The 25,311-nt window shown below is 70.3% G+C and carries 28 protein-coding genes and 1 tRNA gene; 12 read left to right on the top strand and 17 right to left on the bottom strand.

The genetic code is table 11. The features are described 5' to 3' along the window. The first annotated feature begins 68 nt into the window (after positions 1-68). The 6 genes from Q9S36_RS02260 to lnt are packed head-to-tail and all read left to right on the top strand — an operon-like array spanning position 69 to position 5,905. Positions 69-605, top strand: coding sequence for a ribose-5-phosphate isomerase (locus Q9S36_RS02260; protein WP_311283770.1), 537 nt, complete (start codon positions 69-71; stop codon positions 603-605). Then, entirely contained in the window at positions 605-1,597 is a 993-nt protein-coding gene (locus Q9S36_RS02255; RefSeq protein WP_311283769.1) for a DNA-formamidopyrimidine glycosylase family protein, read from the top strand. The genes Q9S36_RS02260 and Q9S36_RS02255 overlap by 1 nt, the downstream gene beginning before the upstream one ends. A 22-nt stretch (positions 1,598-1,619) precedes the next feature. Then, complete coding sequence (locus Q9S36_RS02250; protein ID WP_217531846.1) at positions 1,620-2,264, top strand: FMN-binding negative transcriptional regulator; 645 nt, start codon at positions 1,620-1,622, stop codon at positions 2,262-2,264. After that, positions 2,261-3,763, top strand: a complete 1,503-nt coding sequence (locus tag Q9S36_RS02245) for an amidohydrolase family protein (protein ID WP_311283768.1) — start codon at positions 2,261-2,263, stop codon at positions 3,761-3,763. Before Q9S36_RS02250 ends, Q9S36_RS02245 begins: the two co-directional genes overlap by 4 nt. Before the next feature lie 10 nt (positions 3,764-3,773). Further along, positions 3,774-4,304, top strand: coding sequence for a gamma carbonic anhydrase family protein (locus tag Q9S36_RS02240; RefSeq protein ID WP_253034435.1), 531 nt, complete (start codon positions 3,774-3,776; stop codon positions 4,302-4,304). 47 nt (positions 4,305-4,351) lie between these two features. Beyond that, positions 4,352-5,905, top strand: a complete 1,554-nt coding sequence (lnt, locus tag Q9S36_RS02235; protein ID WP_311283767.1) for an apolipoprotein N-acyltransferase — start codon at positions 4,352-4,354, stop codon at positions 5,903-5,905. A gap of 3 nt (positions 5,906-5,908) precedes the next feature. On the opposite strand, the gene Q9S36_RS02230 is transcribed toward lnt, so the two are convergent. From Q9S36_RS02230 to Q9S36_RS02215, 4 genes are all read right to left on the bottom strand, one after another. Next, positions 5,909-6,280 carry an RNA polymerase-binding protein RbpA gene (locus tag Q9S36_RS02230; RefSeq protein ID WP_311283766.1) on the bottom strand — a complete coding sequence of 124 codons (372 nt, stop codon included), beginning with the start codon at positions 6,278-6,280 and terminating at the stop codon, positions 5,909-5,911. Between the two features lie 109 nt (positions 6,281-6,389). Then, positions 6,390-7,163 carry a glycerophosphodiester phosphodiesterase family protein gene (locus Q9S36_RS02225; RefSeq protein WP_253034437.1) on the bottom strand — a complete coding sequence of 258 codons (774 nt, stop codon included), beginning with the start codon at positions 7,161-7,163 and terminating at the stop codon, positions 6,390-6,392. Continuing rightward, positions 7,160-8,104 (bottom strand): SPFH domain-containing protein, encoded by a 945-nt coding sequence (locus Q9S36_RS02220; protein WP_217531858.1) that lies wholly within the window; start codon positions 8,102-8,104, stop codon positions 7,160-7,162. Before Q9S36_RS02220 ends, Q9S36_RS02225 begins: the two co-directional genes overlap by 4 nt. Next, positions 8,101-8,571 carry an NfeD family protein gene (locus tag Q9S36_RS02215; RefSeq protein WP_217531859.1) on the bottom strand — a complete coding sequence of 157 codons (471 nt, stop codon included), beginning with the start codon at positions 8,569-8,571 and terminating at the stop codon, positions 8,101-8,103. Before Q9S36_RS02215 ends, Q9S36_RS02220 begins: the two co-directional genes overlap by 4 nt. A gap of 136 nt (positions 8,572-8,707) precedes the next feature. Here Q9S36_RS02215 and Q9S36_RS02210 point away from each other — a divergent pair, with 136 nt between their 5' ends. Further along, on the top strand, positions 8,708-9,469 hold the full coding sequence (locus Q9S36_RS02210; RefSeq protein WP_311283765.1) for an SDR family oxidoreductase: 762 nt from the start codon (positions 8,708-8,710) through the stop codon (positions 9,467-9,469). A 13-nt stretch (positions 9,470-9,482) separates the two neighbouring features. Here the strand turns inward: Q9S36_RS02210 and Q9S36_RS02205 are convergent, their stop codons facing one another. Then, positions 9,483-10,256 carry an AEC family transporter gene (locus Q9S36_RS02205; RefSeq protein ID WP_311283764.1) on the bottom strand — a complete coding sequence of 258 codons (774 nt, stop codon included), beginning with the start codon at positions 10,254-10,256 and terminating at the stop codon, positions 9,483-9,485. An 85-nt stretch (positions 10,257-10,341) separates the two neighbouring features. Between Q9S36_RS02205 and Q9S36_RS02200 the strand changes: the two genes are divergently transcribed. Further along, the gene (locus Q9S36_RS02200) at positions 10,342-10,806 is read left to right on the top strand and encodes a DUF2975 domain-containing protein (RefSeq protein ID WP_253034457.1); all 465 of its coding nucleotides are present in this window, start codon (positions 10,342-10,344) and stop codon (positions 10,804-10,806) included. Further along, complete coding sequence (locus tag Q9S36_RS02195) at positions 10,806-11,033, top strand: helix-turn-helix transcriptional regulator (protein WP_217531867.1); 228 nt, start codon at positions 10,806-10,808, stop codon at positions 11,031-11,033. Before Q9S36_RS02200 ends, Q9S36_RS02195 begins: the two co-directional genes overlap by 1 nt. A 149-nt stretch (positions 11,034-11,182) precedes the next feature. On the opposite strand, the gene Q9S36_RS02190 is transcribed toward Q9S36_RS02195, so the two are convergent. Together Q9S36_RS02190 and Q9S36_RS02185 are read right to left on the bottom strand one after the other, a co-directional pair. After that, positions 11,183-11,695 (bottom strand): hypothetical protein, encoded by a 513-nt coding sequence (locus Q9S36_RS02190; RefSeq protein ID WP_311283763.1) that lies wholly within the window; start codon positions 11,693-11,695, stop codon positions 11,183-11,185. A gap of 131 nt (positions 11,696-11,826) precedes the next feature. Continuing rightward, positions 11,827-12,129 (bottom strand): DUF427 domain-containing protein, encoded by a 303-nt coding sequence (locus Q9S36_RS02185; RefSeq protein ID WP_311283762.1) that lies wholly within the window; start codon positions 12,127-12,129, stop codon positions 11,827-11,829. Positions 12,130-12,195: 66 nt separating this feature from the next. Here Q9S36_RS02185 and Q9S36_RS02180 point away from each other — a divergent pair, with 66 nt between their 5' ends. Further along, positions 12,196-13,509 (top strand): MFS transporter, encoded by a 1,314-nt coding sequence (locus Q9S36_RS02180; RefSeq protein ID WP_311283761.1) that lies wholly within the window; start codon positions 12,196-12,198, stop codon positions 13,507-13,509. A gap of 58 nt (positions 13,510-13,567) precedes the next feature. On the opposite strand, the gene Q9S36_RS02175 is transcribed toward Q9S36_RS02180, so the two are convergent. The 6 genes from Q9S36_RS02175 to polA form a co-directional block, all read right to left on the bottom strand. Next, a complete protein-coding gene (locus Q9S36_RS02175; protein WP_064002034.1) occupies positions 13,568-13,825 on the bottom strand; it encodes a DUF6458 family protein in 258 nt (85 codons plus the stop codon). Positions 13,826-13,915: 90 nt separating this feature from the next. Then, positions 13,916-14,677 carry an SGNH/GDSL hydrolase family protein gene (locus Q9S36_RS02170; RefSeq protein WP_311283760.1) on the bottom strand — a complete coding sequence of 254 codons (762 nt, stop codon included), beginning with the start codon at positions 14,675-14,677 and terminating at the stop codon, positions 13,916-13,918. A 20-nt stretch (positions 14,678-14,697) separates the two neighbouring features. Further along, positions 14,698-16,047, bottom strand: a complete 1,350-nt coding sequence (locus tag Q9S36_RS02165; RefSeq protein WP_311283759.1) for an MFS transporter — start codon at positions 16,045-16,047, stop codon at positions 14,698-14,700. A gap of 35 nt (positions 16,048-16,082) precedes the next feature. Beyond that, a complete protein-coding gene (locus tag Q9S36_RS02160) occupies positions 16,083-17,114 on the bottom strand; it encodes an LLM class flavin-dependent oxidoreductase (protein ID WP_311283758.1) in 1,032 nt (343 codons plus the stop codon). 82 nt (positions 17,115-17,196) lie between these two features. Continuing rightward, entirely contained in the window at positions 17,197-18,873 is a 1,677-nt protein-coding gene (locus tag Q9S36_RS02155; RefSeq protein WP_311283757.1) for a DUF885 domain-containing protein, read from the bottom strand. A gap of 31 nt (positions 18,874-18,904) precedes the next feature. Continuing rightward, positions 18,905-21,532, bottom strand: a complete 2,628-nt coding sequence (gene polA / locus Q9S36_RS02150) for a DNA polymerase I (RefSeq protein WP_311283756.1) — start codon at positions 21,530-21,532, stop codon at positions 18,905-18,907. A gap of 83 nt (positions 21,533-21,615) precedes the next feature. On the opposite strand from polA, the gene Q9S36_RS02145 reads away from it, so the two are divergent. Next, entirely contained in the window at positions 21,616-22,062 is a 447-nt protein-coding gene (locus Q9S36_RS02145) for a hotdog fold thioesterase (protein WP_311283755.1), read from the top strand. 6 nt (positions 22,063-22,068) lie between these two features. Here Q9S36_RS02145 and Q9S36_RS02140 read toward each other — a convergent pair whose 3' ends face one another. Together Q9S36_RS02140 and Q9S36_RS02135 are read right to left on the bottom strand one after the other, a co-directional pair. Then, positions 22,069-22,581 carry a GNAT family N-acetyltransferase gene (locus tag Q9S36_RS02140; protein WP_311283754.1) on the bottom strand — a complete coding sequence of 171 codons (513 nt, stop codon included), beginning with the start codon at positions 22,579-22,581 and terminating at the stop codon, positions 22,069-22,071. 10 nt (positions 22,582-22,591) lie between these two features. Further along, positions 22,592-23,215, bottom strand: coding sequence for an ANTAR domain-containing response regulator (locus Q9S36_RS02135; RefSeq protein ID WP_064002042.1), 624 nt, complete (start codon positions 23,213-23,215; stop codon positions 22,592-22,594). A gap of 57 nt (positions 23,216-23,272) precedes the next feature. On the opposite strand from Q9S36_RS02135, the gene Q9S36_RS02130 reads away from it, so the two are divergent. Next, positions 23,273-23,358: transfer RNA gene (locus tag Q9S36_RS02130), tRNA-Leu, on the top strand. Positions 23,359-23,407: 49 nt separating this feature from the next. Here Q9S36_RS02130 and Q9S36_RS02125 read toward each other — a convergent pair. Continuing rightward, positions 23,408-23,674, bottom strand: a complete 267-nt coding sequence (locus Q9S36_RS02125; protein ID WP_064002043.1) for a GlsB/YeaQ/YmgE family stress response membrane protein — start codon at positions 23,672-23,674, stop codon at positions 23,408-23,410. A 148-nt stretch (positions 23,675-23,822) separates the two neighbouring features. Continuing rightward, positions 23,823-25,271: a pyruvate kinase gene (gene pyk / locus Q9S36_RS02120; protein ID WP_217531877.1), complete on the bottom strand. Its 1,449-nt coding sequence runs from the start codon at positions 25,269-25,271 to the stop codon at positions 23,823-23,825. Between the last annotated feature and the right edge of the window lie 40 nt (positions 25,272-25,311).

Genomic DNA, 25,311 nt, shown 5'->3' with positions numbered 1-25,311 from the left:
ACGGCAACCGTCCCAGCCTACGCCGACGACTCGCCGGAACGGGGGATCCGCCTCCCTAGAATCGTCACATGCGCATCCACATCGCGACCGATCACGCGGGCATGGAGTTCTCGACCCGCCTGCAGCACCACCTGGCCGAAGCCGGTCACGACGTCGTCGACCACGGTCCCGTCACCTACGACCCCCTCGACGACTACCCGGCCTTCTGCATCCGCGCGGCCCAGGCGGTCGCCGAGGACCAGGCGCGCGGCATCCCGACGCTCGGTGTCGTGTTCGGCGGTTCCGGCAACGGCGAGCAGATCGCCGCGAACAAGGTGCGCGGCATCCGCGCGGCCCTCGTGTGGAACATCGCGACGGCCGAACTCGCGCGCGAGCACAACGACGCCAACGTCATCGCGATCGGCGCGCGCCAGCACACGTTCGACGAGGCGGTCGGGTTCATCGACCGCTTCATCGCGACCCCGTTCCCGGGGGAGGAGCGTCACGCGCGCCGCATCGCGCAGCTCGCGGCGTACGAGACGGACGGCACCCTCGAGGCCGATCCGCGCGCCGCGCAGCCCGACGTGCTCGACGCCTCGGAGACCTTCGACCCGGAAGCGGGCTGATGCCCGAGGGTCATTCCGTCCATCGCATCGCCCGTCAGTTCGACCGCAACTTCGTCGGCCGCCCGGTCGCCGCGTCGAGCCCGCAGGGACGTTTCGCGGAGGGCGCCGCCGTCCTCGACGGCCGGACCCCCACGCAGGTGCGCGCGGTCGGCAAGCAGATGTTCCTCGAGTTCGATGCGGACGTGTGGCTGCGGGTGCACCTCGGGATCTACGGCGCGTGGGACTTCGCGGGTGAGATCCTCCTCGACCCCACGATCGCGTCGGCGAACGGACGGATGGGGCAGACGAACCAGCGCGGGGTCGATCCGGTCTACGACGACGCGGGCGAGAACTCGCTGTCGTCGATCGGAGCGCCCCGTCGCACGCGCGGCGCGGTGCGGATGAGCGAGCAGACCCGCGGACTCGACGAGACGACGGATGCCGAGTGGCCGCCGCCCGTCGTCGGGCAGGTGCGCCTGCGACTGCTGACCGCGTCGACCTCCGCGGACCTGCGCGGCCCCACAGCGTGCGAGCTGCAGACCGTGGACGAGATGCTCGCCACCGTCGCCGCACTCGGACCCGACCCGTTGGTGGACGACGTGGCGGAGGGCGAGGAGCGTTTCGTCGCCGCCGTCCGGCGCAAGCCGACGCCCATCGGCCAGGTGCTGATGGATCAGAAGGTCGTGAGCGGGATCGGGAACGTCTATCGGGCCGAGCTGCTCTTCCGCGCGAACCTCAACCCGCACACGCCGGCGCGCGACGTGCCCGAGGAGACGGTGCGGGGTCTGTGGCAGGACTGGGTGCGCCTGCTCGCGATCGGTGTCGAGACCGGCCAGATGATGACGATGGACGACCTCGACCCGGAGGCGTACCGCCGTGCCATGGCGCACCGCGACGACCGACACTGGGTCTATCACCGCGCAGGGCTCCCATGCCGTGTGTGCGGCACGGCGATCGTCCTCGAGGAGATGGCCGCGCGGAAGCTGTACTGGTGCCCGCGGTGTCAGGCATGATCCGGGACGGGAAGGGCGCACGGTGAGGCAGAACCCGAGTTTCACGATGACGGATGCCGCCGAGCTCCGCCGCGTGATCGACGAGAACCCCTGGGTCACGATCGTGAGCGACACCGAGGCGGGATTGGTGGCGTCCCACTACGCGGTCCTGCTGGACCCGACACGCGAGGACCTGACGATCGTCGGGCACGTCGGACGCCCGGACGATCTCATCCACGGCCTCGGCGAGGCCGAGATCCTCGTCGTCGTCCAGGGCCCGCACGGATACATCTCGCCCGGCTGGTACGGCGACGGCCCCGCCGTCCCCACCTGGAACTTCGTCTCGGTGCACCTGCGCGGTGTACCCGAGATCCTCTCGGCGGAGGAGAACCTCGCTGTCCTCGACCGTCTCGTCGACCGGTTCGAGGGGTCGATGCCGCAGCCGCGCCGCATGTGGGAGGCGCCGAACGACGACGAGTTCGTGCGCCGGCTGGAGAAGGGCACGGTCGGCTTCCGACTGACTCCGACGCACGTGACGGCTAAGCGCAAGCTCAGCCAGAACCGTCCCGACGAGGTCGTCGACACGATCATCGACCGCCTCGACGCCGGTGACAGCCCGTATGCCGATCCGCGTCTGGCCGACGAGATGCGACGCGCCCACGACGCGATCCGGGCGGCACGCTCGTGACGGCGTCGCGCGGCGAGCAGGTCGACGTCATCGCCGGCGTCCGGTTGACCGGCGCCGGGCGGGTCGACCCGTTCGGCGACGCGCCGGTCGACGTGCACCTGCGCGGCGGCGTCATCACGGACATCGCCCCGGCCGGTGCGCTGCCCCGCCGTGGTGTCGTCGTCGAGGGCGACGGCGGATGGCTCGTCCCGGGGCTGTGGGACCACCACGTCCACACCGTGCAGTGGGCCCTCGTCGCGCAGCGGACGCCGCTCGGCGGCGTGACGAATGCGGTGCAGGCGGCATCCGTCATGGGGCACTCTCCCGTCCTCGACGACGGACGACGCGTCGGCACCGGCTTCCGTGACGCGCTGTGGCCCGACACCCCCTCGCTCCGTCTGCTGGACGAGCACACCGGCGAGGTCCCGACGTATCTCATCAACGCGGACGTCCACAGCGTCTGGCTGAACAGCGCCGCGTTCCGCCGCGAGTCGATCGCCCCGACCGCGGACGGCATCCTCCGCGAAGGACCGGCGTTCGAGATCTCGCGCCGGCTCAACGACGTGGATCCCCCCGTCTCGGACGGCTTCGTCCGCGACGCCCTCGACCGTGCCGCCGCCCGCGGCGTGACGGGCATCGTCGACCTCGACATGGCGTGGAACGCGGATGCCTGGGCCCGGCGCCTGAACGCCGGCTTCGATAGCCTTCGCGTCTCGTTCGGCGTGTACCCCGACCTCCTCGACCGCGCGATCGCCGTCGGACTGGCCACCGGCGACGCCGTCGACCCGCTCGGGCTGGTGCGCATGGGCTCCCTGAAGGTCATCACCGACGGCTCCCTCGGCACGAGGACCGCCGCGTGCTCGCATCCCTATCCCGACGATCCGCACAACATGGGTGTCCTGACGGTGGCTCCCGACGAGTTGGTGGACCTGATGATCCGGGCCACCGGCGCCGGGCTCTCCTGCGCGATCCACGCGATCGGCGACGTCGCGAACTCGCATGCCCTGGATGCCTTCGCCCTCACCGGCGCCACGGGCACGATCGAGCACGCTCAGCTCGTCGCGCACGCCGACATCCCGCGCTTCGCCCGACTCGGCGTCGGTGCCAGCGTGCAGCCCGAGCACGCCGTCGACGACCGGGACCTGACCGATTCGGTGTGGGCGGCGCAGACCGCGCTGCCGTACCCGCTGCGCGCCCTCGCCGATTCGGGGGCCAACCTGCTGTTCGGATCGGACGCTCCGGTGTCGCCGCTCGACCCGTGGGCCGCGATGGCGGCCGCCGTCCACCGCACCCGCGGGGGACGCGCCCCGTGGCGCCCCGAGCAGGGTCTCGACGCGGCGACCGCGCTCGGGGCGTCGACGGCGGGCGGCTCCGCCACCGGGAGTGCGCTCGAGCCCGGCCTGACCGCGGACCTCGCCCTGATCGACCGCGATCCTCTCGCCGCCGACGACCCCGGTCTCCGCGCGACACGCGTGGGCGCGACGACGGTCGCAGGCCGGCTCACCCACATCGCCCCCTGAGGAGACCCCGATGACCGTGTCCGACCAGGCCACCCTGCTCGCCCTCCCGGAGGCGACCCCCGAGGTCGCCGACTCCGCCTTCGTCGCCGCCGGCGCGCGCGTGGTCGGCGCGGTCACCCTCGGCGACCGCGCGAGTGTCTGGTACAACGCGGTCCTCCGTGGCGACAGTGCGCCGATCTCGATCGGTGCCCGCAGCAACGTGCAGGACGGCGTCGCCGTCCACGTCGACGCCGAACACGGTGTCGAGGTGGGGGAGGACGTCTCGATCGGCCACAACGCCGTCGTCCACGGCTGCCGCATCGGCGACGGCACCCTCGTCGGGATGGGCTCGGTGATCCTCTCCGGCGCGGTCATCGGTGCGGGATGCCTCATCGCCGGGGGAGCGGTCGTGCTCGAGGGCGCCGTCATCCCCGACGGCTCGCTGGTCGCGGGAGTCCCCGCGACGGTGCGTCGCCCCCTCACCCCGGAGGAGCGGGCGGGGATCCTCCGCAACGCCGCGATCTACCTCGACCACTCCGCCCGTCACGGCGACGCGGCGTGAGGCGGCTTTTCAGCGTCGCCATAGCGGGTCTCATCTAGGCTTCCTCCATGCGCGACCGCCCCCTCCTCCCGCTCTGGCTGGCCCTGCCCGTGGCGGTCGCCGGCGGCGCCGTCCTGGACCTCGCCTTCCCCGACATCGGGGTCTGGCCGCTCGCCTTCGTCGGCGCGGCGATGACCCTGGTGACGCTCATCGGCCGGTCCGCATGGGGTGCGGTCGCTGTCGGTGCGGCGTTCGCGGCATCCTTCTACCTGCTGCACATCGCGTGGGTCACCCGCTACCTCGGCCCGGTCCCGTGGTTCGCCCTCGCCGGGGTCGAGACGGTGCTGAATGCCGTGGGCGCGATCGCCATCACGCTGGCCTACAGATGGTTGCCGAAGGTGCTGCCCGGCCCGTGGGCGCGCGTCGCCGCACTGCCTGCCCTCGTGGCCGCCGCCTGGACGGCGCGCGAGCAGTTCGTCGGATCGTGGCCGTACACGGGGTTCCCGTGGGCGCGGCTCGGGATGAGTCAGTCCGACGGTCCGCTCGCCGAGCTCGCCTCGTGGCTCGGCGTCAGCGGCCTGACCTTCGTCATGGTCTTCCTGACGGCCGCCGTCATCGAGGCCGTCCGCCTGCGGGTGTGGCGTCGCGTACGGCTCGCCGTGCCCGCGGCCGTCGCCGCCGCCCTTCTCCTGCTGGTACCGCAGTTCCCGACGACGGATGCCGGGACGATGCGTGTCGGCGCGGTGCAGGGGAACGGCCCGTCGGGGTACTTCGACCAGCGCGAGCCCTACGCCGTCTTCCGCGCCCAGCTCGCCGCCACGCAGCCCCTGATCGGCCAGGACCTCGACCTCCTGCTGTGGCCGGAGGGAGGCGTCGACGCCGACCCGATCAACAACTCCTCCATCGCCGATGCGCTCGACGACCTCTCCACCCAGGTCGACGCGCCGCTCCTGGTGAACGCCGCGACCGAGCGCGGCGACAAGATCTACAACACCTCGATGCTGTGGCAGGCCGGCGCGGAGAACCCGCTCGCACTCCACGACAAGACGCGTCCCGTCCCGATGGGGGAGTACGTCCCCGACCGATGGTTCTTCGAAGCGCTCGCGCCCGACCTCGTCGGGTTGATCCAGCGTGAGTACACCCCGGGCACGAACCCGCCCTTCTTCGACGTGGACGGCGTCGGCGTCGGGCTGGCCATCTGCTTCGACGTGATCTACGACGACGTCATCTGGGACGGTGCCCGCGACGGCGCCGAGGTCTACATGTTCCAAACGAACAATGCCGACTTCCGCGGGACCGACGAGAACGTTCAGCAGCTCGGTTTCGCCCGCATGCGCGCCATCGAGACGGGCCGCTCGGTCGTCAACATCTCCACCGTCGGGACCAGCCAGGTGATCGCCCCGGATGGCTCCGTCATCGACGGCCTCGCCGCCGACACGGCCGGGGCGCTCCTGGTCGACGTGCCGCTACGATCCGGACTCACCCCCGCGGTCGTCCTCGGTCCGGCCCTCCAGTGGCTGCTGGGGTGGTCGGCGCTTCCGATGCTCGTCCTGCTCGGGATCCTCGCCCGCCGGCGCACAGAAGCGGCGCCGTCCGAAGAGGACGACGCCGCTGGAGTGTGAGGGTCAGGCGCTCAGCTTGTCCGAGCTGCCGCCGCGACGGGCGCGCAGCTGAGCGAGCCGCTCCTCCAGGAGCTCCTCGAGCTCGGGGATGGTGCGACGCTCCATCAGCATGTCCCAGTGGGTGCGTGCGGCCTTGTCACCGGAGTGGTCGACCACGGCGACCGTGTCGCCGATGCGTCGAACGGCCTCGGAACCGCAGGTGCGGCACTCCCAGGCCTCGGGAACCTCGGCGTCTGCCGCGAACGTGAGAACAGTCTCGCGCTCGCACTGGGTGCAGACGTAGGTGTGGTTGGTGCGCTCCACGAACACGACGCCCTCTTCGCTCTGTAGGCTCGAAGCGCCGAGACGCATGCCGCGCAGGCTGCGATCTGCCATTGTGTGGTCCTCTCGTCGTCGTCCTCAGGTATAACGAACTCACCTGTGCGGATCATCCGAGAAGACCTCAACGAGTGTGCTATTCACAGCCGATCTCCAGGACCGCCGGTTATACGCGAGATGCCCTCGTCGAGACGCCGACATCGGTCCGATCGGTCACGACGCCGTCGACGCCCATGTCCCACAGATGGCGCATGCGAGCGGGGTCGTCGACGGTCCACACGTGCACCTCGACGCCCGCCGCGTGCGCGGCGTCGATGAGGCGCGGGGACAGGATCCGGATGCCGCGATGACGCTCCGGGATCTGGAGTGCGTCGAGCCCCTCGAGGTGCCGCGCCGCGAGGCGGGGGAGCCGGGCCGTGACAGCCGCCAGCACCCGCGCGAGCGTGCGCGACCCCGCGGACGTCGCCGGCTCACCACCCCGCCCGCGGGCCGAGGTCAGGGCCGCGGCGCGGCGGGCGTCCGAGAAGCTCGTGAGGAGCACGCGGTGCGACTCGCGCGCGGTGAGCCTGCCGACGGGTTCGGCCGCGGCATCCGCCTTCACGTCCAGATTGAACCGCGCGTCCGGGAACGCATCGAGGACATCGGGCAGCACGGCGAGGCCGCCGCGCGTCGACATGATCTCGACGAGTTCGCGGGTGCGGACGGTCGCGACGGGGCGGGGGTCTCCGGTGACGCGTCGCAGATCGTCGTCGTGGAAGAGGATCACGTCGCCGTCGGCGGTGACGTGGCAGTCGGACTCGAGGTAGACGGTGCCGGTCGCGCGCGCGGCGGCGAGGGCGGCGACGGAATTCTCGACGACCTGCTCGGAGTCCGGCGGCACGAACCCGCGATGGGCGAGCACCCGCGGTGCCTCCTCACCGAGGAACCACGGATGCGTCATGGTGCCGGTGTCGTCCCGTCCGTCGGCCGGGCGGGTCCGCCGAACGCGGTGCTGAACGACTTGAGGGCATCGGTGAACTCGCTGGGGATGACCCAGAGCTTGTTCGACGCCCCTTCGCTGATCTTCGGCAGAGTCTGCAGGTACTGGTACGCGAGCAGCTTCTCGTCGGGGTCGCCCTTGTGGATCGCGTCGAAGACGTACTGGATCGCCTGGGCCTCGCCCTCGGCGCGGAGGACGGCTGCCTGCTTGTCACCCTCGGCCCGGAGGATCTCGGCCTGCCGGCGGCCCTCCGCTTCGAGGATCTGGGACTGCTTGGACCCCTCGGCGGTGAGGATCGCGGCACGCCGGTCGCGTTCGGCGCGCATCTGCTTCTCCATGGAGTCCTGGATGGACACGGGCGGATCGATCGCCTTCAGCTCGACGCGCGAGACGCGGATGCCCCACTTGCCGGTCGCCTCGTCGAGGACGACACGCAGCTGCGTGTTGATGTTGTCGCGGCTGGTGAGGGCCTCTTCGAGGTTCAGACCACCCACCACGTTGCGGAGCGTCGTCGTCGTGAGCTGTTCGACGGCACCGAGGTAGTTGTTGATCTCGTACGTCGCCGCGCGTGCGTCGGTCACCTGGAAGTAGACGACCGTGTCGATGGAGACGACCAGGTTGTCCTCGGTGATGACGGGCTGCGGCGGGAAGGACACCACCTGTTCGCGCATGTCCACCAGCGGGAGGAGCCGGTCGATGAAGGGAACGAGGAGGTTCAGGCCGGGGGAGAGGGTGCGCTGATAGCGACCCAACCGCTCCACGACACCCGCGTACGCCTGCGGGATGATCCGGATGGAGCGGAACAGGACGACGACGACGAAGATCGCGACGACGACCAGGAGGACGACGACGAAGATCTGGCCGACGAACGCGCCGACGTCGACGCGGGCGGGGAAGGTCATGCGGGGTTCCCTTCTTCGGGTGCCACCACGACGGTGGCGCCGCGGACGGCGGTGACGGTCACACGTTGACCCGGGATGACGGATGCCGTGGCGTCGAGCAGACGGGCGGTCCAGGTCTCGCCGTTGTCGAGCTTGACCGAGCCGTCGCCGTCCACGAACGCCGAGACCGCCCGCGCCGACATCCCGGTGAGCGCGTCGACGTTGGTCGGGACGTGCTGGCTGGAGCGATGCAGGGCGCGCAGCAGGAGCGGGCGGATCGTGAAGAGGAGGAGCGCCGACACCGCGGCGGCGGCGAGCACCTGGAGCCACCACACCCCTCCGGCGAGGTTCGCGCCGAGGCCGCCGATGAGGGTGCCGGCGGCGAGCATCAGGAACGTGAACTCGAGGGTGAGCAGCTCGATGATGACGAAGAGGACCGCGAGCACCAGCCAACCGATCCACAGGTACTGGATGAGATCGGGGAACATTGTCGGCTCCTTCGGTGAGCGTGTCCTCGCACCCTACCAACCGGGGTCGACGGCCAGGCCGAACCGCCCCCGATTGATAGGCTCGTCCCCGTCCCGTCCGTCTCGTGCACCCGCCGAGCACCCCGCAGGAGTCCCCATGTCGCAGCCCGTTCCCGCCGCATCCCTGACCGGCCAGACCGCCCTCGTCACCGGATCGTCCCGCGGGATCGGCGCCGACACCGCCCGCTACCTCGCGCAGGCGGGCGCGAACGTCGTCATCAACTTCCGCAACAAGGCACCGCGCGCCGAGAAGCTCGCGACGGAGCTGCGCGGCCTCGGAGTCGATGTGCTCACGGTCGGTGCGGACCTCACGGATCCGGCATCCGTCTCGGAGATGTTCGCCGCGGTGAAGGAACGCTTCGGTTCCCTCGACATCCTCGTGCTCAATGCCTCCGGCGGCATGGAAGGCGGCATGGCCGAGGACTACGCACTGACGCTCAACCGCGACGCCCAGGTGGGAGCCCTCGAGGCGGCGCTCCCGATGATGTCCGAAGGCAGCCGGGTCGTGTTCGTGACGAGCCACCAGGCCCACTTCATCGAGACCACGCCGACCATGCCCGAGTACGAGCCGGTCGCTCGCTCCAAGCGCGCCGGCGAGGACGCCCTCCGCGAGCGGATCCCGGCCCTGACCGAGAAGGGCGTCGAGTTCGTCGTCGTCTCGGGCGACATGATCGAGGGCACGATCACGGCGACCCTGCTCGAGCGTGCGAACCCCGGAGCGATCGCGGAGCGCCGCGAGAGCGCCGGCAAGCTCTACAACGTCGCGGAGTTCGCCGCCGAAGTCGCCCGGGCCGCCGTCGAGCCGATCCCGGCCGACCACACGCGTCTCATCGGCGACACCAGCTCCTTCGGCGCCTGACACCGCCGGCCGCTCAGGCCGAAGGCCCCAGCAGCAGCACCACGAGGAACAGCACGGGGACGCATCCGATCGTCGTCAGGAAGACGGTGTCGCGCGCGATGGTCCTCCCCGTCGCGTACCGCTGCGCGTAGTTGAAGACGTTCTGCGCGGTCGGGAGGGCCGCCAGCACGGTGACGACGAGGACCTCGGCGGGGGAGAGGCGGAACAGCAACGCGGCCACCGCCCAGGCGACGACGGGCATGGCGACCAGTTTCAATCCTGTCGCCAGGAGGATGTCCCGGCGACGCCCCGACGGTCCGAGGACGCGTTGGCCGTTGAGCGAGATACCGTAGCTGATCAGCAGGATCGGGACGGCGGCGTTCGCCACGAGTTGCAGGGGATCGAGGACGATGGGCGGCAGCGGGATGCCGGTCGCCGACACGATCGTGCCGAGGAGCGACCCGACCACGATCGGGTTGGTCACCGTCCGCCGAAGGATCGGCCAGGGACGCCGGCCGGCAGGGGAGGTGAGCGCCTCGAAGATCGCCATCGTGATCGGCGTGAGCACGAGGAGCTGGAAGAGGATGACGGGAGCGGGGTAGGCCGCGCTTCCGAGGACGTAGAGCGACAGGGGGATGCCGATGTTGTTCGAGTTCACCTGCCCCGCCGACAGCGCGCCGATGAGCACCTCACCGGCCGGGCGCCGCCAGATGACGCGCGCGACGAGAACGTAGACGGCGAACATGGCGACCGCCGCGATCGCCGAGACCGGCAGCAGCGACGAGAAGAGCGTGCGGACTGCGAGCACCCTTCGAGCCTAGGGCGGGTCTCCAGTTGCGGAGGACCGGGGGAGAGGCTATCGTTTTTCGATAGATTGAGATCGAAAGGCGATGATGAGCACAGCAACGATCCTGACGCTCCGAACGGCGCTGGTGGCGTCCCTCGTGGGCTCGCTCCTCGTGCAGGTCGGCATCCTTCCCGCGATCTGGCGGGACCTCGAGACCGTGCCGCTCGCGTGGCGGGTGGCCGCCGTCTCGATCCTCGCACTCTGGGTCGTGTGCCTGCAGGTCGTCGCGGTGTGCATCTGGCGGCTCGTCTCGATGGCCGCCGTGGAGGCCGTGTTCTCGGTCGGTGCTTTCCGCTTCGTCGACATCATCATCGGTGCGATCACGGTCGCCGCCGTCCTGACCGCCGGCCTCGCCACGCTGCTCGTGCCCGGAGACGTCGCCCCGGGTGTCGTCGGCCTCATCTACGGAGCCGCCGTGGCGACGGGCGGAGTCGCGCTCGTCGTGGTCGTCATGCGCTCACTGCTGCGCAAGGCGATCGAGATGCGCACCGAGCTGGACGAGGTGGTCTGATGCCGATCATCGTCGACATCGACGTCATGCTCGCACGGCGGAAGATGGCCGTCGGCGACCTGGCCGCACGCATCGGCATCACGCCGGCCAACCTCGCCGTCCTGAAGAACGGTCGCGCCAAGGCGGTGCGGTTCACCACCCTAGATGCGCTGTGCGAGGTGCTGGAGTGCCAGCCCGGCGACCTCCTGCGCTGGGAACCGGAGGCATCGATCCAGGACGAGTCCTGAACGTCTGCGCTCGCCGGCACGTCCGCGAGACTGCACGTGCGCTCCGAGACCGTGGCCTCACCCCGCCGTCTGGGCGCGCGCCTGCAGTTTCCCGGGGATAGAGATGGCACCAGCACTCATGAGCGATCGAAAACAGCCGATAATGCACATTATGTCAACTCAATGATGCGAGCGCTCGGCCCCGCTCTCCTCGACCGAGTGCGCTGAGGATGCGTCGACGAGCTACAGGGCGAGCGGCAGACGGGTCGTCGACAGGCCGACGTCACGAGGAAGCGTTCGAACGGGAAGGTCGCCATGCCGATGGCGACCGAACTGCCGCGAACGGTCGACACGCCGCGTTCGACTCCCGTCATCGCACCGGCGGGCGCCCGCCGCTGCAGTTCGGCCTTCGTGGGATCCACGAGGTCGTCGCCCAGGACCCAGGCCGTCCATCCGGTCAATATGATCACCTCGGGGTCGATGATCGACGCCAGGTCGCCGAGTGCGACGCCGAGGTAGTGCGCGGTCCGTTCGAGCACCTCCTCGACGACCGGATCTCCCCCGGACTCGCGGTGCGTGCGCGCGAATCCGTCGACGAACTCGCGTTGCGGCACGCGGGCCAGTTCGTGATCCGGTGCGATCTCACGGAGGGTCTGCTGGATGCCGGGGGCCATCCCGGCCATCAAGGAAGCGCTCGGCGACGACGTCGCCCCCTCCCCGGTGCCCGCGCTCGACGGCGGCCAGCCCATCCCGTCACCGCGGGTTCGTCCGCGCCGCCGAGCTCGGCCCGCTGCACGAGTGAGCGGATGCGGCGTCAGGCGCCGACCGTGACCCTCGGCGAGAAGGCGACGTAACCCGAGAAGTCCGCGCCGACGCGGTCGAACGCCGACGGGTACGGGTTCGGGTACGACCAGGCGCCGTCCGCGAGGCGCTCGGAGCCCGCCTCGATGTGGAAGTACTGGCACTCGCCCTTCCACGGACACGTGTACGGCGTCGGACTCTCGACGAGCACGCCGTCCTTCACCGACGAGGGCGGGAAGTAGGCGTTCCCCTCGATGCGGATGATCTGGTCGTCGTCCGCCTCCGCGATGACGGTGTCGCCGATGGTGGCCTTCATGTCGTCCTCCGTTCGCCCGGGTGGGGTGGAGCCAGCGTACGCCCGCCGGAGAGTAGCGTGGGCGGGGTGAGTCGAACCGGTCCGAGCGTGCGCGCATGGATCATCTGGGGCACCGGCGTCGCCGCGTACGTCCTCGCCGTCACCAACCGCACCTCGCTCGCCGCGGTCGGCGTCGACGCGGCGGAGAGGTTCCAGGCGGATGCCGCGACCCTGTCGTTGTTCGCGGTCGTCCAGCTGGCCGTCTACGGCGGGATGCAGATCCCCGTCGGCATCCTCCTCGACCGCTTCGGCTCGCGTCCGATCATGACCGCCGGCATGATCCTCATGGCCATCGGTCAGCTGACGATGGCCCTCTCCCCCAGCGTCGGTGTCGCGATCGTCGCGCGCATGCTCCTCGGTGCGGGTGATGCGGCGGTGTTCCCGGGTGTGCTCCGCCTCGTCGCGACCTGGTTCCCCGCGCAGCGCGGACCGCTCATGGTGCAGCTCACCGGCATCCTGGGTCAAGCGGGTCAGCTCGTCGCCGTCATCCCCATCGCGACGATCCTTCACGCGACCTCCTGGTCGGTCACCTTCGGCGGAATCGCCGGACTGTGCGTCCTGTTCGCCGTCCTCGTGTTCGCGCTCGTCCGCAACCGTCCACCGGACCTCGCGCGCGACGTCAGCGTCGACACCGACACGGGGGCGATCCGGGTCGTGACCTCGACGATCGACACCGGTGTCGGCATCCGCGCCGCCCTCGCGCATCCGGGCACCCGTCTCGCGTTCTGGTCCCACTTCACGACCCCCTTCGCGGGCACGGCGTTCATCCTCCTGTGGGGTTTCCCGTACCTGACGGCGGGCGAGGGCCGGACCGTCGCCGAGGCGGGCGCCCTCACCTCGCTCTACGTGTTCGCCGGCATGGCCCTCGGCCCCGTCCTCGGCGAGCTCTCGCGGCGCGTCCCGCACCGGCGCTCCCGCGCGCTCGTCCTGCCGGCCGTCGGCTTCCAGTTCGCGGCGTGGTCGGCCGTCATCCTGTGGCCGGGCCCCGCGCCCCTCTGGCTGCTGATCGTCCTCCTCGTCGCCCTGGCGATGGGAGGACCGGCGTCGATGATCGCCTTCGACCACGCCCGCACGCACAATCCGTCGCACCGGCTCAGCACCGCGACGGGCGTCACGAACGCCGGCGGCTTCCTCGCCGCGCTGCTGGCGATCTTCGCGATCGGCCTCGTCCTCGACCTCCAGGGCGCGGGCACCCCCGACACCTACCGGCTCGAGGCCTTCCGCATCGCCTTCCTCGTCCAGATCCCGCTGTGGCTCGTGGGCGCGACGTTCATCAGCATCGAGCGGCGGCGCACCCGCATCCACCTCGGGATGGATCCGCCCCGCCGGCCGCGCCGGTGACCGCCCGCACGACGAAGGCCCGCCCCCTGGGGGACGGGCCTTCGAAGTCTGTCACGCGTCAGTACGTGCCGTCTCCCGACGTGCGCGTCTCGGAGCGGGTGACCCGCTCCCCCGCAACAGGGTCGACCGTTCGGACGGTCGACTCGCTGGAACGCCGCCGCAGCATCAGCACGAGTCCGATGATGAAGACGACAGCGCCGGCGGCCATCAGGATGTAGCCGATCATGTCGAGGTTGACGTACTGGACGTCGACGTTGACGGCGAACACCAGGATGGCCCCGATGACGAACAGCACGATTCCGGTTCCGATGCTCATGCGCACACTCCCTTTCTAGGCTGTGTGCTCCGATCATCCCGGATGCTGCAAAGATCCTGGATGGTCTTGACAGGACGGTCGAATCCGGTTTCAGCGCGGTTCGACCGTCAGCCACTCCGCGAACTTCGGCTCGCGTCCGTCTCCCGACGAGGTGCCCGTGAGCCGGCGCCGCAACCAGGGCGCGAGGTGCTCGCGGAAGTACCGGCCGCGACCGAGGGCGACCGCCGTGTCGTCCTCCTCCAGCCGCCACCACTCGGTCGGGGGCTGCTCCCCCAGCGCCTCCAGCACGCGCGCGGCGACGCGGTGATGCCCGCGCGCGTTCATGTGCAGCCGGTCCGCCGACCAGAACGACGGGTCCGAGAGCTCGCGGTCGGGCCAGTTCAACGCGACGACCAGGTCGTGGCGTCCGCGGATGCGGTCGGTCACCGCGCGAGACAGTTCGTCGCCGCGTCTCTGGATGAGGCCCGCCAGCGGCAACTGCGCGGACGGGTTCGCCCCCGACAGGACGATCATCGTGACGCCCTCCTCGTCGCAGCGGCGGAGCACGTGCGAGAACGCGTCGGCGATGCGCGCGATCGGCGTGCGCGGACGCAGCATGTCGTTGCCGCCACCGTTGAAGGACAGGTGAGTCGGCCGGAGGGCGAGCGCGCGTTCGAGCTGCTCCTCGACGATCGGCTGCATGAGCTTGCCGCGGATGGCCAGGTTCGCGTACGAGATCGCTGCGCCGCGGGAATCCGCCCAGCCCTGCGCGACGAGGTCCGCCCAGCCGCGGACGCTCCCGTCCGGCAGCTCGTCGCCGACACCCTCCGTGAACGAGTCCCCGATCGCGACGTAGCGGATGTCCTGCGGCATCCCTCCAGCGTAGGACGCGCTCACTCGGCGAGGCTCCGCCCGCGGGACTCGGCGAGCCCCCACGTCGCCGCGGCGGCGACGGCGAAGAACGCGCTGAGGACGACGAAGACCACCGGGACGCCGCCGATCGCCTGGAGCGCGGGGACGGCCGGCGGCGCCAGGATCGACGCGATCCGGCCGATGCCGGCGGCCCAGCCCGCGCCCGTCGCGCGCAGCGACGTCGGATAGGTCTCGGGGGTGACGGCGTACAGGGCGCCCCACGCGCCCAGGTTGAAGAAGGACAGCGCCATCCCGGCTCCGAGGATCATGGCCACCGTCGTGGCCTGGCCGAACACGATCGCCGCCACCGCGGATCCCGCGAGGAACACCGACAGTGTCGCGCGGCGGCCCCACACCTCGATGAGCCAGGCGGCGACCGCGTACCCCGGTACCTGGGCGAGCGTGATGATGAGGGTGAACTCGAAGCTGCGCACGAGACCGAACCCCTGCGAGACGAGGAGCGTCGGGATCCAGATGAACGCGCCGTAGTAGGAGAAGTTCACGCAGAACCACACGGCCCACAGCGCAGCGGTGCGCCGCCGCATCCCTGACGCCCAGAGTCCTCGCAGCCGCATCGCCACGGTCGTGGCCGGAGCGGCCGGCGCCTCGACCGCGTCGACCGCGGCCGGAGCGAGGCGTCCGAACACCGCGGGAGAGGCCTCGAGGCCCGCCACGACCCGTTCGGCGTCCGCCGTCCGCCCGCGGGAGGCGAGCCAGCGCGGCGACTCCGGCAGCCCCCAGCGCACGACGAGCGCGTAGACCGCGGGGATCGCGCCGATCGCGAGCGCCCACCGCCACCCCTCTGCGGCCGTCGGGATCACGAGGTACCCGATGAGCGCGGAGGCCGTCCATCCGACCGCCCAGAACGCCTCGAGCACGACGATGATGCGTCCCCGCATCCGTGCCGGTGCGAACTCGCTCACGTAGGTGCTCGCCACGGGCAGTTCGGCGCCGAGACCCAGGCCGACGACGAAACGCAGCGCGATGAGCGCGACGAGACCGCCCGCGAGCGCACTCGCGCCCGTCGCGATGCCGTAGACGAGGAGCGTCAGCGCGAAGACGGAGCGGCGTCCGATGCGGTCGGCGAGCAGTCCGCCGACGGTGGCGCCGACCGCCATGCCGGCGAAGCCCGCCGAGGCGACCCACGACGTCTGCGAGGTCGATAGCTGCCACTGGTCCACAAGGGCCGCGATCACGAAGGAGATGAGCCCGACATCCATCGCGTCGAGCGCCCAGCCCGTTCCCGATCCGGCGAGGACGCGCAGGTGGGTGCGCGTGAACGGCAGCCGATCGAGACGGGCGGTCAGCGTGCCGGTCGAGGTCGCGGTCATCCCTGCATCGTACGAGGGTCGGGGCCGCGCCCGCGTCACTCGCCGAGCATCTCGCGCACGAGCGGGATGACCTTCGTGCCGTAGAGCTCGACCGAGCGCATGAGCTTGTCGTGGCCGAGGGTGCCGTTGGCGTACTTCAGGTCGAAGCGGCCGGCCCCCAGGGTCCTCACCGTGTCGGCGATCTTCCGCGCGACGGTCTCGGGCGAGCCGGCGTAGATCGACCCCTCGGGTCCGATCTCGTGCTGGAACCGCATCCGGCTGTACGGCGGCCACCCGCGGTCGCGGCCGATCGTGTTGTTCTGCGCCTCGAAGCCCGGGTACGCCTCCTCCCACGCCTGTTCGTCGGTGTCGGCGATGTGACCAGGCGAGTGGATGCCGATGGGCTGCGCCTCGGTGCCGAGCTCGCCGATCGCGCGGTGGTAGAGGTCTACGTACGGGCGGAAGCGCGCGGCCGGGCCGCCGATGATGGCGAGCATGAGGCCGTACCCGTAGCGCGCGGTGCGGACCACCGATTCGGGGGATCCCCCCACGCCGACCCAGGCCCGGATGCCCGCCTCGGTCTTCGGGAAGACGTCCGCCTGCTGCAGTGCGGGGCGGGTCGTCCCCTGCCACGTCACCGGCTTCTCCTGGCGCAGGAGCGAGAACAGCTCGAGCCGCTCCTCGAAGAGCGTCTCGTAGTCCGACAGATCGAAGCCGAAGAGCGGGAAGGACTCGATGAACGACCCGCGCCCGAGGATCACCTCGGCGCGCCCCTCGGAGATCGCTGCGAGCGTCGCGAAGCGCTCGTAGACGCGTACCGGGTCGTCGCTGGAGAGGACGGTCACGGCCGTCCCGACCCGGATCCGTTCGGTGCGCGCGGCGATCGCGGACAGCACGATCTCGGGGCTCGAGACGGCGTACTCGGCGCGGTGGTGCTCCCCGACCCCGATGAAGTCGACCCCCACCTGATCGGCGAGTTCCGCCTGCGCCAGCAGGTTGCGGATCGCCTGCGCGCCCGACACGCGCTCGCCCCGCTCGTCGACGGTGATGTCCCCGAAGGTGTCGAGGCCCAGCTCCACTGCGGTCATGTCCGCCCCTTTCATTCAGCTGAATGAACGATAACGGGGATGCCGGCTATTCCCGGCATCCCCGTTCGTCTGTCTGCGTCGCTCAGCCGTCGCGCAGAGCGGCCCGCAACGTGTCGAGACCGACGCCGCCGAGGCGGAGTGCCCGCATGTGGAACTGCTTGATGTCGAAGTCGGCGCCCCCGCGCTGCGCCGCCTCGTCGCGGATCTGCTCCCAGATACGCTGGCCGACCTTGTACGACGGGGCCTGGCCGGGCCAGCCGAGGTAGCGGTTCACCTCGAAGCGGATGAACTCGTCCGACATGTTGACGTTGCGACGCATGAACTCGAGCGCGTAGTCGGCATCCCACACCCCGGTGCCGTCCAGACGCGGCTTGCCGAGGTGCACGCCGATGTCGAGGACGACACGGGCGGCGCGCATCCGCTGACCGTCGAGCATCCCGAGGCGGTCGGCCGGGTCGTCGAGGTAGCCGAGCTCGGCCATCAGGCGTTCGGCATAGAGCGCCCAGCCCTCGGCGTGGCCGCTCGAGCCCGCCAGGAGTCGGCGCCACGAGTTGAGCTCTGCGCGGTTGTAGACGGCCTGGGCGATCTGCAGGTGATGCCCGGGGACGCCCTCGTGGTACACGGTCGTGAGTTCCCGCCAGGTGTCGAACGAGTCGACGCCCTCGGGGACCGACCACCACATGCGCCCGGGCCGCGAGAAGTCGTCGGTGGGCCCGGTGTAGTAGATACCGCCCTCGTTCGTGGGGGCGATCATGCACTCGAGGCGACGGATCGGCTCGGGGATGTCGAAGTGCGTGCGACCGAGTTCTTCGACGGCGCGGTCGCTCGTCTCCTGCATCCAGGCCTGCAGCGCCTCGGTGCCGTGGAGCTTGCGGCCCTCGTCCTGCTCGAGGAAGGCGACCGCCTCCTCGACGGTGGCGCCGCTCTTGATCTCGTTCGCGATGGCCTCCTGCTCGGCGACCATGCGGGCCAGTTCCTCGACCCCCCACTCGTAGGTCTCGTCGAGGTCGATCGTCGCACCCAGGAAGCTGCGGGAGTGGAGGGCGTAGAGCTCCCGGCCGACGGCGTCGGTCTCGGACGCGACGGGTACCAGCTCGTCGCGCAGGAATGCGGCGAGCTGATCGTAGGCGACCCGCGCGGCGCCGGCGTTGTCGGCGAGGTCGCGGGCCAGCGAGGCGGGGAGGTGCCCTTCGGCGGGCGCGGCCTCACCGACGAAGGACGCGAAGAAGCCCGTGTCGCTCGTGTAGCGCGCGATCTGCGTCACGACCTCCCGGACCTGCCGCTGCGCGGGGACGACACCCTCCGAGATGCCCTGTCGGAGTGTCTCGACGTAACCGGCGAGGGCCCCCGGGATGGCGGCGAGGCGGGTGGCGACGACCGACCAGTCGTCGACCGTGTCGGTCGGCATCAGATCGAACACGGAGCGGATGTCCTGCGACGGCGAGGCGATGACGTTCAGGTCGCGCAGGTGCGACTTCGCCGCGTGGAGGTCGAGGTGGAGCCCCAGCTCGGCCGAGAGGTCCATCTTCGTGACATCGTCGACGTCGTCGACCGCGTCCGCGGCGTCGAGCGCGCGGAGCGTCTCGGCTGCAGCGGCGGCCAGACGCTCGTGCCCGGCGGGCGAGTAGTCGTCCAGTCGGCCGTTGTGCTCCGTGCGCCCGATGTAGGTCGCGAGGCTCGGGGAGAGTTCGGCCAGCGTGTCCACCCAGCGGTCCGCGATCGTGTCGATCGGAGTGGGTGTGCGTTGTGCGTCGGTCATCCTCCGAGCGTAGAGCGTCGCACGCTCCGCGTCAGTGAGCCGCCTCGTCCCAGTCACCGCCCCGGCCGATCTGCACCTCGAGCGGCACCGAGAGGTCGGCCGCGTCGCCCATGCGCGTGCGGACGATCTGCTCCACGGCATCCCACTCCCCCGTGGCCACCTCGACGACGAGTTCGTCGTGGATCTGCAGCAGCACGCGTGAGCCGAGGCCCTGATCGAGGAGGTCCTGGTGGATCTCGACGAGGGCGATCTTCATGATGTCCGCGGCGCTGCCCTGGATGGGAGCGTTGAGCGCGGCCCGCTCGGCGTTCTCGCGGAGCACCCGGTTGGGGCTCGTCAGGTCGGGGAACGGGCGGCGGCGACCGAAGATCGTCTCGGTGTACCCGTCGATGCGGGCCTGCTCGACCGAGGACCGCAGGTAGTCCCGCACGGCGCCGAACCGCGCGAAGTACTCGAGCATGAGCTGCTTCGCCTCGGACTGCTCGATGCGCAGCTGCTTCGACAGGCCGAACGCACTGAGGCCGTAGACGAGCCCGTAGGACATCGCCTTGACCTTGGTCCGCATCGGAGCCGTCACCTCGGCGGGCTCGACGCCGAACACGCGGGCGCCCACGAACCGGTGCAGGTCCTCGCCCGAGTTGAACGCCTCGATGAGGCCGGGGTCGCCGGACAGGTGCGCCATGATGCGCATCTCGATCTGCGAGTAGTCGGCCGTCAGGAGGGTCTCGTACCCCGCCCCGACCTCGAACGCCGCGCGGATCCGGCGCGACTCCTCGTTGCGGATCGGGATGTTCTGCAGGTTCGGATCCGTGCTCGAGAGCCGACCCGTCTGGCTGCCGGTCTGGACGTAGGTCGTGTGGATGCGGCCGTCGTCGGCGATTCCGACCGTCAGCGACTCGATGATCTGGCGCAGCTTCGTGGCCTCGCGGTGCTGCAGCAGCAGGCCGAGGAACGGGTGCGGATTCGTGTCCTGCAGGTCGGCGAGGACCGCGGCATCCGTCGAGTACCCGGTCTTGGTCTTGCGGGTCTTCGGCAGTTCGAGCTGGTCGAACAGCACCTCCTGCAACTGCTTCGGCGAGCCGAGGTTCACTTCGCGCCCGATGATCGCGTACGCGTCCTGCGCGATTGCGTCGGCGCGGGCGGCGAGCTCGCCCGAGAAACCCGACAGCTTGTCGCGCGAGACCGAGACGCCCGCGAGCTCCATGTCGGCCAGGGCGTCGAGGGTCGGGAGCTCGATGTCGGTCAGCACCGCGGAGACGGATGCCGGGAGCTCCGCCCGCTCGGCGGCCGCGACGCGCAGGGCGAACCAGGCGAGCTGACCCGGGGTCGCGCCCTCGGTCTCGGGCACCAGCTGCGACGGGTCGGCCTCGGGGAGCTTCTCGTCCAGGTAGCGGTCGACGAGGTCGGCGAGGTTCTTGTCGGGCAGACTCGGCCGCAGCAGCCACCCGGCGAGGAGGACGTCGAATGCCAGGCCGCCGAGGCGCACACCCGCCCGGCGCAGCGCCTTCACCTGCGGCTTCGCGTCGACCATCACCTTCGGCGCGTCGCCCTGCAGCCACGGGGCGAGCGCCGTGCGGGCGGACTCATCCCACGCGGTCTCGCGCACCGCGTCCGTCGTCGCGACGCCGACGCGGGTCGGGAGCCCGCCGGCGACCGCGACGGTGAGGGCGAGCTCGCCGGTCTGCTCCGCCAGCCACGCTGCGAGGGTCGCGGCATCCGTCTCCTGCGGTTCGGGGGCCGCGACCTCGGGAGCGGGCGGCTCCGCGTCCGCACCGAACGCGTCGAAGACGCGCGGCAGGAGGGTCCGGAACTCCAGGCGGGCGAAGATGTCGCGGACCGCCTGCGTGTCCATCGGCTGGACCGCGAGGTCCTGCGGGGTGAGCTCGAGCTCGACGTCGCGCAGGAGGGCGTTGAGCTGACGGTTGCGGCGGACGTCGTCGAGGTGCTCGCGGAGGTTGCCGCCGACGACCCCCTTGATCTCGTCGGCGCGGTTCAGCAGCTCGTCGAGCGACCCGAACTGCGTGAGCCACTTGACCGCCGTCTTCTCGCCGACCTTCGGGACGCCCGGGAGGTTGTCGCTCGTCTCGCCGACGAGCGCCGCGATGTCGGGGTAGTTCTCGGGCGGCAGGCCGTACTTCTCCACGACGGCGTCCGGGGTGTAGCGCTTCAGCTGCGAGACCCCTTGCACGCTCGGGTAGAGCAGCGTCACGTCGTCGGTGACGAGCTGGATCGTGTCGCGGTCGCCCGAGCAGACGAGCACCTGGAAGCCGCTCTCGACACCCTGGGTCGCGAGCGTCGCCAGGATGTCGTCGGCTTCGACGTCCTCCTTCGTGAGGACCGGCACCCCCATCGCCGCGAGGCAGTCCTGCAGCAGCGGGATCTGCCCCTTGAACTCGGCCGGGGACTCGGACCGGTTCGCCTTGTAGTCCTCGTAGACGCGGCTGCGGAACGACTGCCGCGAGGTGTCGAACGCGACCACGAGGTGCGTGGGACGTTCGGCCTTCACGAGGTTCACGAACATCGACAGGAAGCCGTAGATGCCGTTGGTGTGCTGGCCGTCCTTCGTCGAGAAGTTGTCGACCGGGAGCGCGAAGAACGCCCGGTAGGCCAGCGAGTGGCCGTCGACGACGAGCAGAGTAGGCTGTGCGGAGTCGCTCACCCAGCCAGCCTAGTTCGGGCGTGCGACATCGACTCCCCCGCAGCGGCGCCGGGTCGGCGCCACCCGAAGCCGAGGTCCGAGCCATGTCCGAGAACGCCCCCTCCCCCGACGCCCTCTCCGCCGGCGACGGCCTGAGCTGGGCGAAGGACCGCGGCCTCGGCGCCCTCGCCGAGAAGATGGGGATCGAGCTCGTCGAGTTCACCCTCGAGAAGGCGGTGGCACGGATGCCGGTGGCCGGCAACACCCAGCCGGTCGGTCTCCTGCACGGCGGCGCCTACGTCGTGCTCGGCGAATCGCTCGGATCGATGCACGCCAACCTGCACGCGGGACCGGGGCGCCTCGCCGTCGGCATCGACATCAACGCGACCCACACCCGCTCCGCGACGGAGGGCTGGGTGACGGGCGTGTGCACCCCGCTGCATCTCGGCCGCAGCCTCACGGTGCACGAGATCGTGGTGACCGACGACCGGGGCAGACGGTGTTCGACGGTCCGGATCACCAACATGGTGCGGGACCGGCCGGCATCCTGACCCGGCTCAGCGCGAGACGGCGTATGTGAAGCCGATGTGCGAGTCGACGAAGCCCAGCCGCGTGTAGAACCGGTGCGCCTCGGTGCGCGCCGCATCCGACGTGAGCTGGACGAGGGATGCGCCCACGGCACGCGCCGCGACGTCGGTGACCCACGTCATCATCCCGGCTCCGATCCCGCCCGAGCGCTGCGAGCCGGCGACACGCACGGCCTCGACCATGAGGCGAGTACTCCCCCGCCGCGCCATGCCCGGCACCACGGTCAGCTGCATCGTCCCGACGATGCGACCCTCGCGCTCAACGACGAACAGGTCGTTCCCGTCTGCGGCGAGGATGCGCCGCAGCCCCCGCAGGTAGAGCGGACGAGCGTCGGATGCCGCGACGTCGCCGCGGCCCGCGCTGACGGGGTCATCCGACAGCAGCGCGACGATCGCGTCGAGGTCGCCCTCCTCCGCACCGCGGAGCGTGATCGTGCCGCGAGGGGAGGCGAGGTCGACCGGGAGATCGAACTCGTCGATCACGGCGACCGCGTCAGGACTTCTTGGGCGCGAGCTGCTCGATGATCGCCTTCGCGACGTCCTGCATGGTCAGTCGGCGGTCCATCGACGCCTTCTGAATCCAACGGAAGGCCTCGGGCTCGGACAGGCCCATCTTCTCGTTGAGCAGGCCCTTGGCGCGGTCGACGAGCTTGCGGGTCTCGAAGCGCTCGACCATGTCGGCGACCTCGGCCTCGAGCGTGATGATCTGCTCGTAGCGTGCGAGGGCGATCTCGATGGCCGGCAGGAGGTCGTTCGGGGTGAACGGCTTCACGACGTAGGCGAGGGCGCCCGCCTCGCTCGCCCGCTCGACGAGCTCCTTCTGACTGAAGGCCGTGAGGAGGACCACGGGGGCCACGTGGTTCTTGCTGAGCTTCTCCGCCGCGCTGATCCCGTCGAGGATCGGCATCTTCACGTCCATGATGACGAGGTCGGGACGCAGCTCGGTGGCCAGCTGGACGGCGGTCTCACCGTCGCCCGCCTCGCCGACGACGTCGAAGCCGCTGTCACGCAGGATCTCGACGATGTCGAGGCGGATCAGCGACTCGTCCTCCGCGACGACGACGCGTCGGGGAGCCGGGGCAGCCTGGGGGGCGGTGGAGGGTTCCTGCTCAGTCACCCGTCCATCCTAGGCCAGGGCGACCCGCCATCCTGCGGTATCGTCGTTGAGGCTCGCGCCGGTGTGGCGGAATGGCAGACGCGACCGACTCAAACTCGGTTGCCCGAAAGGGCGTGTGGGTTCGACTCCCACCACCGGCACCACAGCGGAACGGCGCCCCCGCAGGGGCGCCGTTCCGTGTTCTCCGCGTCGTCAGGTGGTCCGACGACGGCCGACGATCAGGCCGTAGATCAGCAGGACGATGAGCGAGCCGCCGATGGCGAGCAGCCACGTCTGAATGCTGAAGAACTCTTCAAGGGGCGCGTTGAACAGCACGCTGCCCAGCCACCCTCCCAAGAGCGCTCCGACGACGCCCAGGATGAGCGTGACGAACCAGCCCCCGCCCTGCTTGCCCGGAAGGATCAGCTTGGCGATGGCGCCGGCGATGAGCCCCAGGATCAGAAAACCGAAGAATCCCATGATGACCTCCTGTGATCGGGTGGTGACTACTTGCCGCCCGACCCTACGCCCGCCGGAATCTCCGGCCGGGGGCCTTCCGCCGTGGCATCCCGAGTGCTAGAAAGCGGGCAGTCCCGAAGGACTGCCCGCTTCCGACGACCGTGAGGCGTCAGCTCTCCGCCTTGTAGATCGGTGCCTTGCCGTGGACGGCGTCGCCGATCTTGTGGATGCGGATGTCGTTGGTCGCCCCGATGATCCCGGGAGGGGAACCGGAGATGACCACGACCTTGTCGCCTTCCTCGAGGAGGCCGCGCGAGAGGAAGTAGTCGTCGACCTGCAGGAACATGAGGTCCGTGTGGGCCACATGCTCGACGAGGGCCGACTGGATGCCCCACGTGATCGCCATCCGGCGACGGATCGCCGGGTCGATCGCGAACGCCAGCATCGGGATGCCGGGGCGCAACCGCGACATGCGGCGGGCGGTGTCTCCCGACTCGGTGAACAGGCAGATGAACTTCGCCTCGACGAACTCCGCGACCTCGTTCGCGGCGAGGGTGATGATGCCTCCCTGCGTCCGCGGCTTGGCCGTCAGCGGCGGGATGCGCTCGAGCCCGTGGGTCTCGGTCGCGTCGATGATGCGCGCCATCGTCTCGACGACGCCGACGGGGTGCTTGCCGACGCTCGTCTCGCCCGAGAGCATGACGGCGTCCGCGCCGTCGAGGACGGCGTTGGCGACGTCGCTCGTCTCGGCGCGGGTGGGGACCGGGTTCTCGATCATCGTCTCGAGCATCTGCGTCGCGACGATGACGGGCTTGGCCATGCGGCGGCAGAGCTCCACCGCGCGCTTCTGCACGATGGGCACCGCCTCCAGCGGGAGCTCGACGCCCAGGTCGCCTCGGGCGACCATGATGCCGTCGAACGCGTCGATGATCTCCTCGAGCGCGTCGACCGCCTGCGGCTTCTCGATCTTGGCGATGACGGGAACCTTGCGGCCTTCCTCCGCCATGATCTCGTGCACGCGCGTCACGTCGGCGGCGTTGCGCACGAACGAGAGGGCGATGATGTCGGCCCCGGCGCGCAGACCCCAGCGGAGGTCGGCCTCGTCCTTCTCGGAGAGGGCCGGGACGTTGACGGCGACACCGGGCAGGTTGATGCCCTTGTTGTTCGACACGTAGCCCGCGACGATGACCTCGGTCGTGACGACGGGGCCCTCGACACCGGTGACCTGGACGCGGACCTTGCCGTCGTCGATCAGGAGGAAGTCGCCCTTCTTCACGTCGTCGGGCAGCCCCTTGAAGGTCGTGCCGACGATCTCCTTCGTGCCCGCGATGTCCTCGGTCGTGATCTTGAAGACGTCGCCCACGGCGAGGAAGTGGGGGCCTTCGGCGAAGCGACCGAGACGGATCTTCGGTCCCTGAAGGTCCACGAGGACGGCGACGGCACGGCCGGCGTCATCCGACGCCTTCCGGACGTTGGCCAGTCGGGCGTCGTGGTCGGCGTAGTCGCCGTGGCTGAGGTTGAAGCGGGTCACGTCCACACCGGCGTCGATGATCGCGCGGACCATCTCATAGCTCTCGGTGGCGGGACCCAGCGTGGCGACGATCTTCGCGCGTCTCACAGAAATAGCTCCGTCGGGTAGTGATTCGGGATCTGGGATC

This window comes from Microbacterium sp. ARD31, assembly GCF_031844425.1.
The sequence above is the reverse complement of the archived record's forward strand: the minus strand, read 5'-3'. Positions and strand labels throughout refer to the sequence as shown.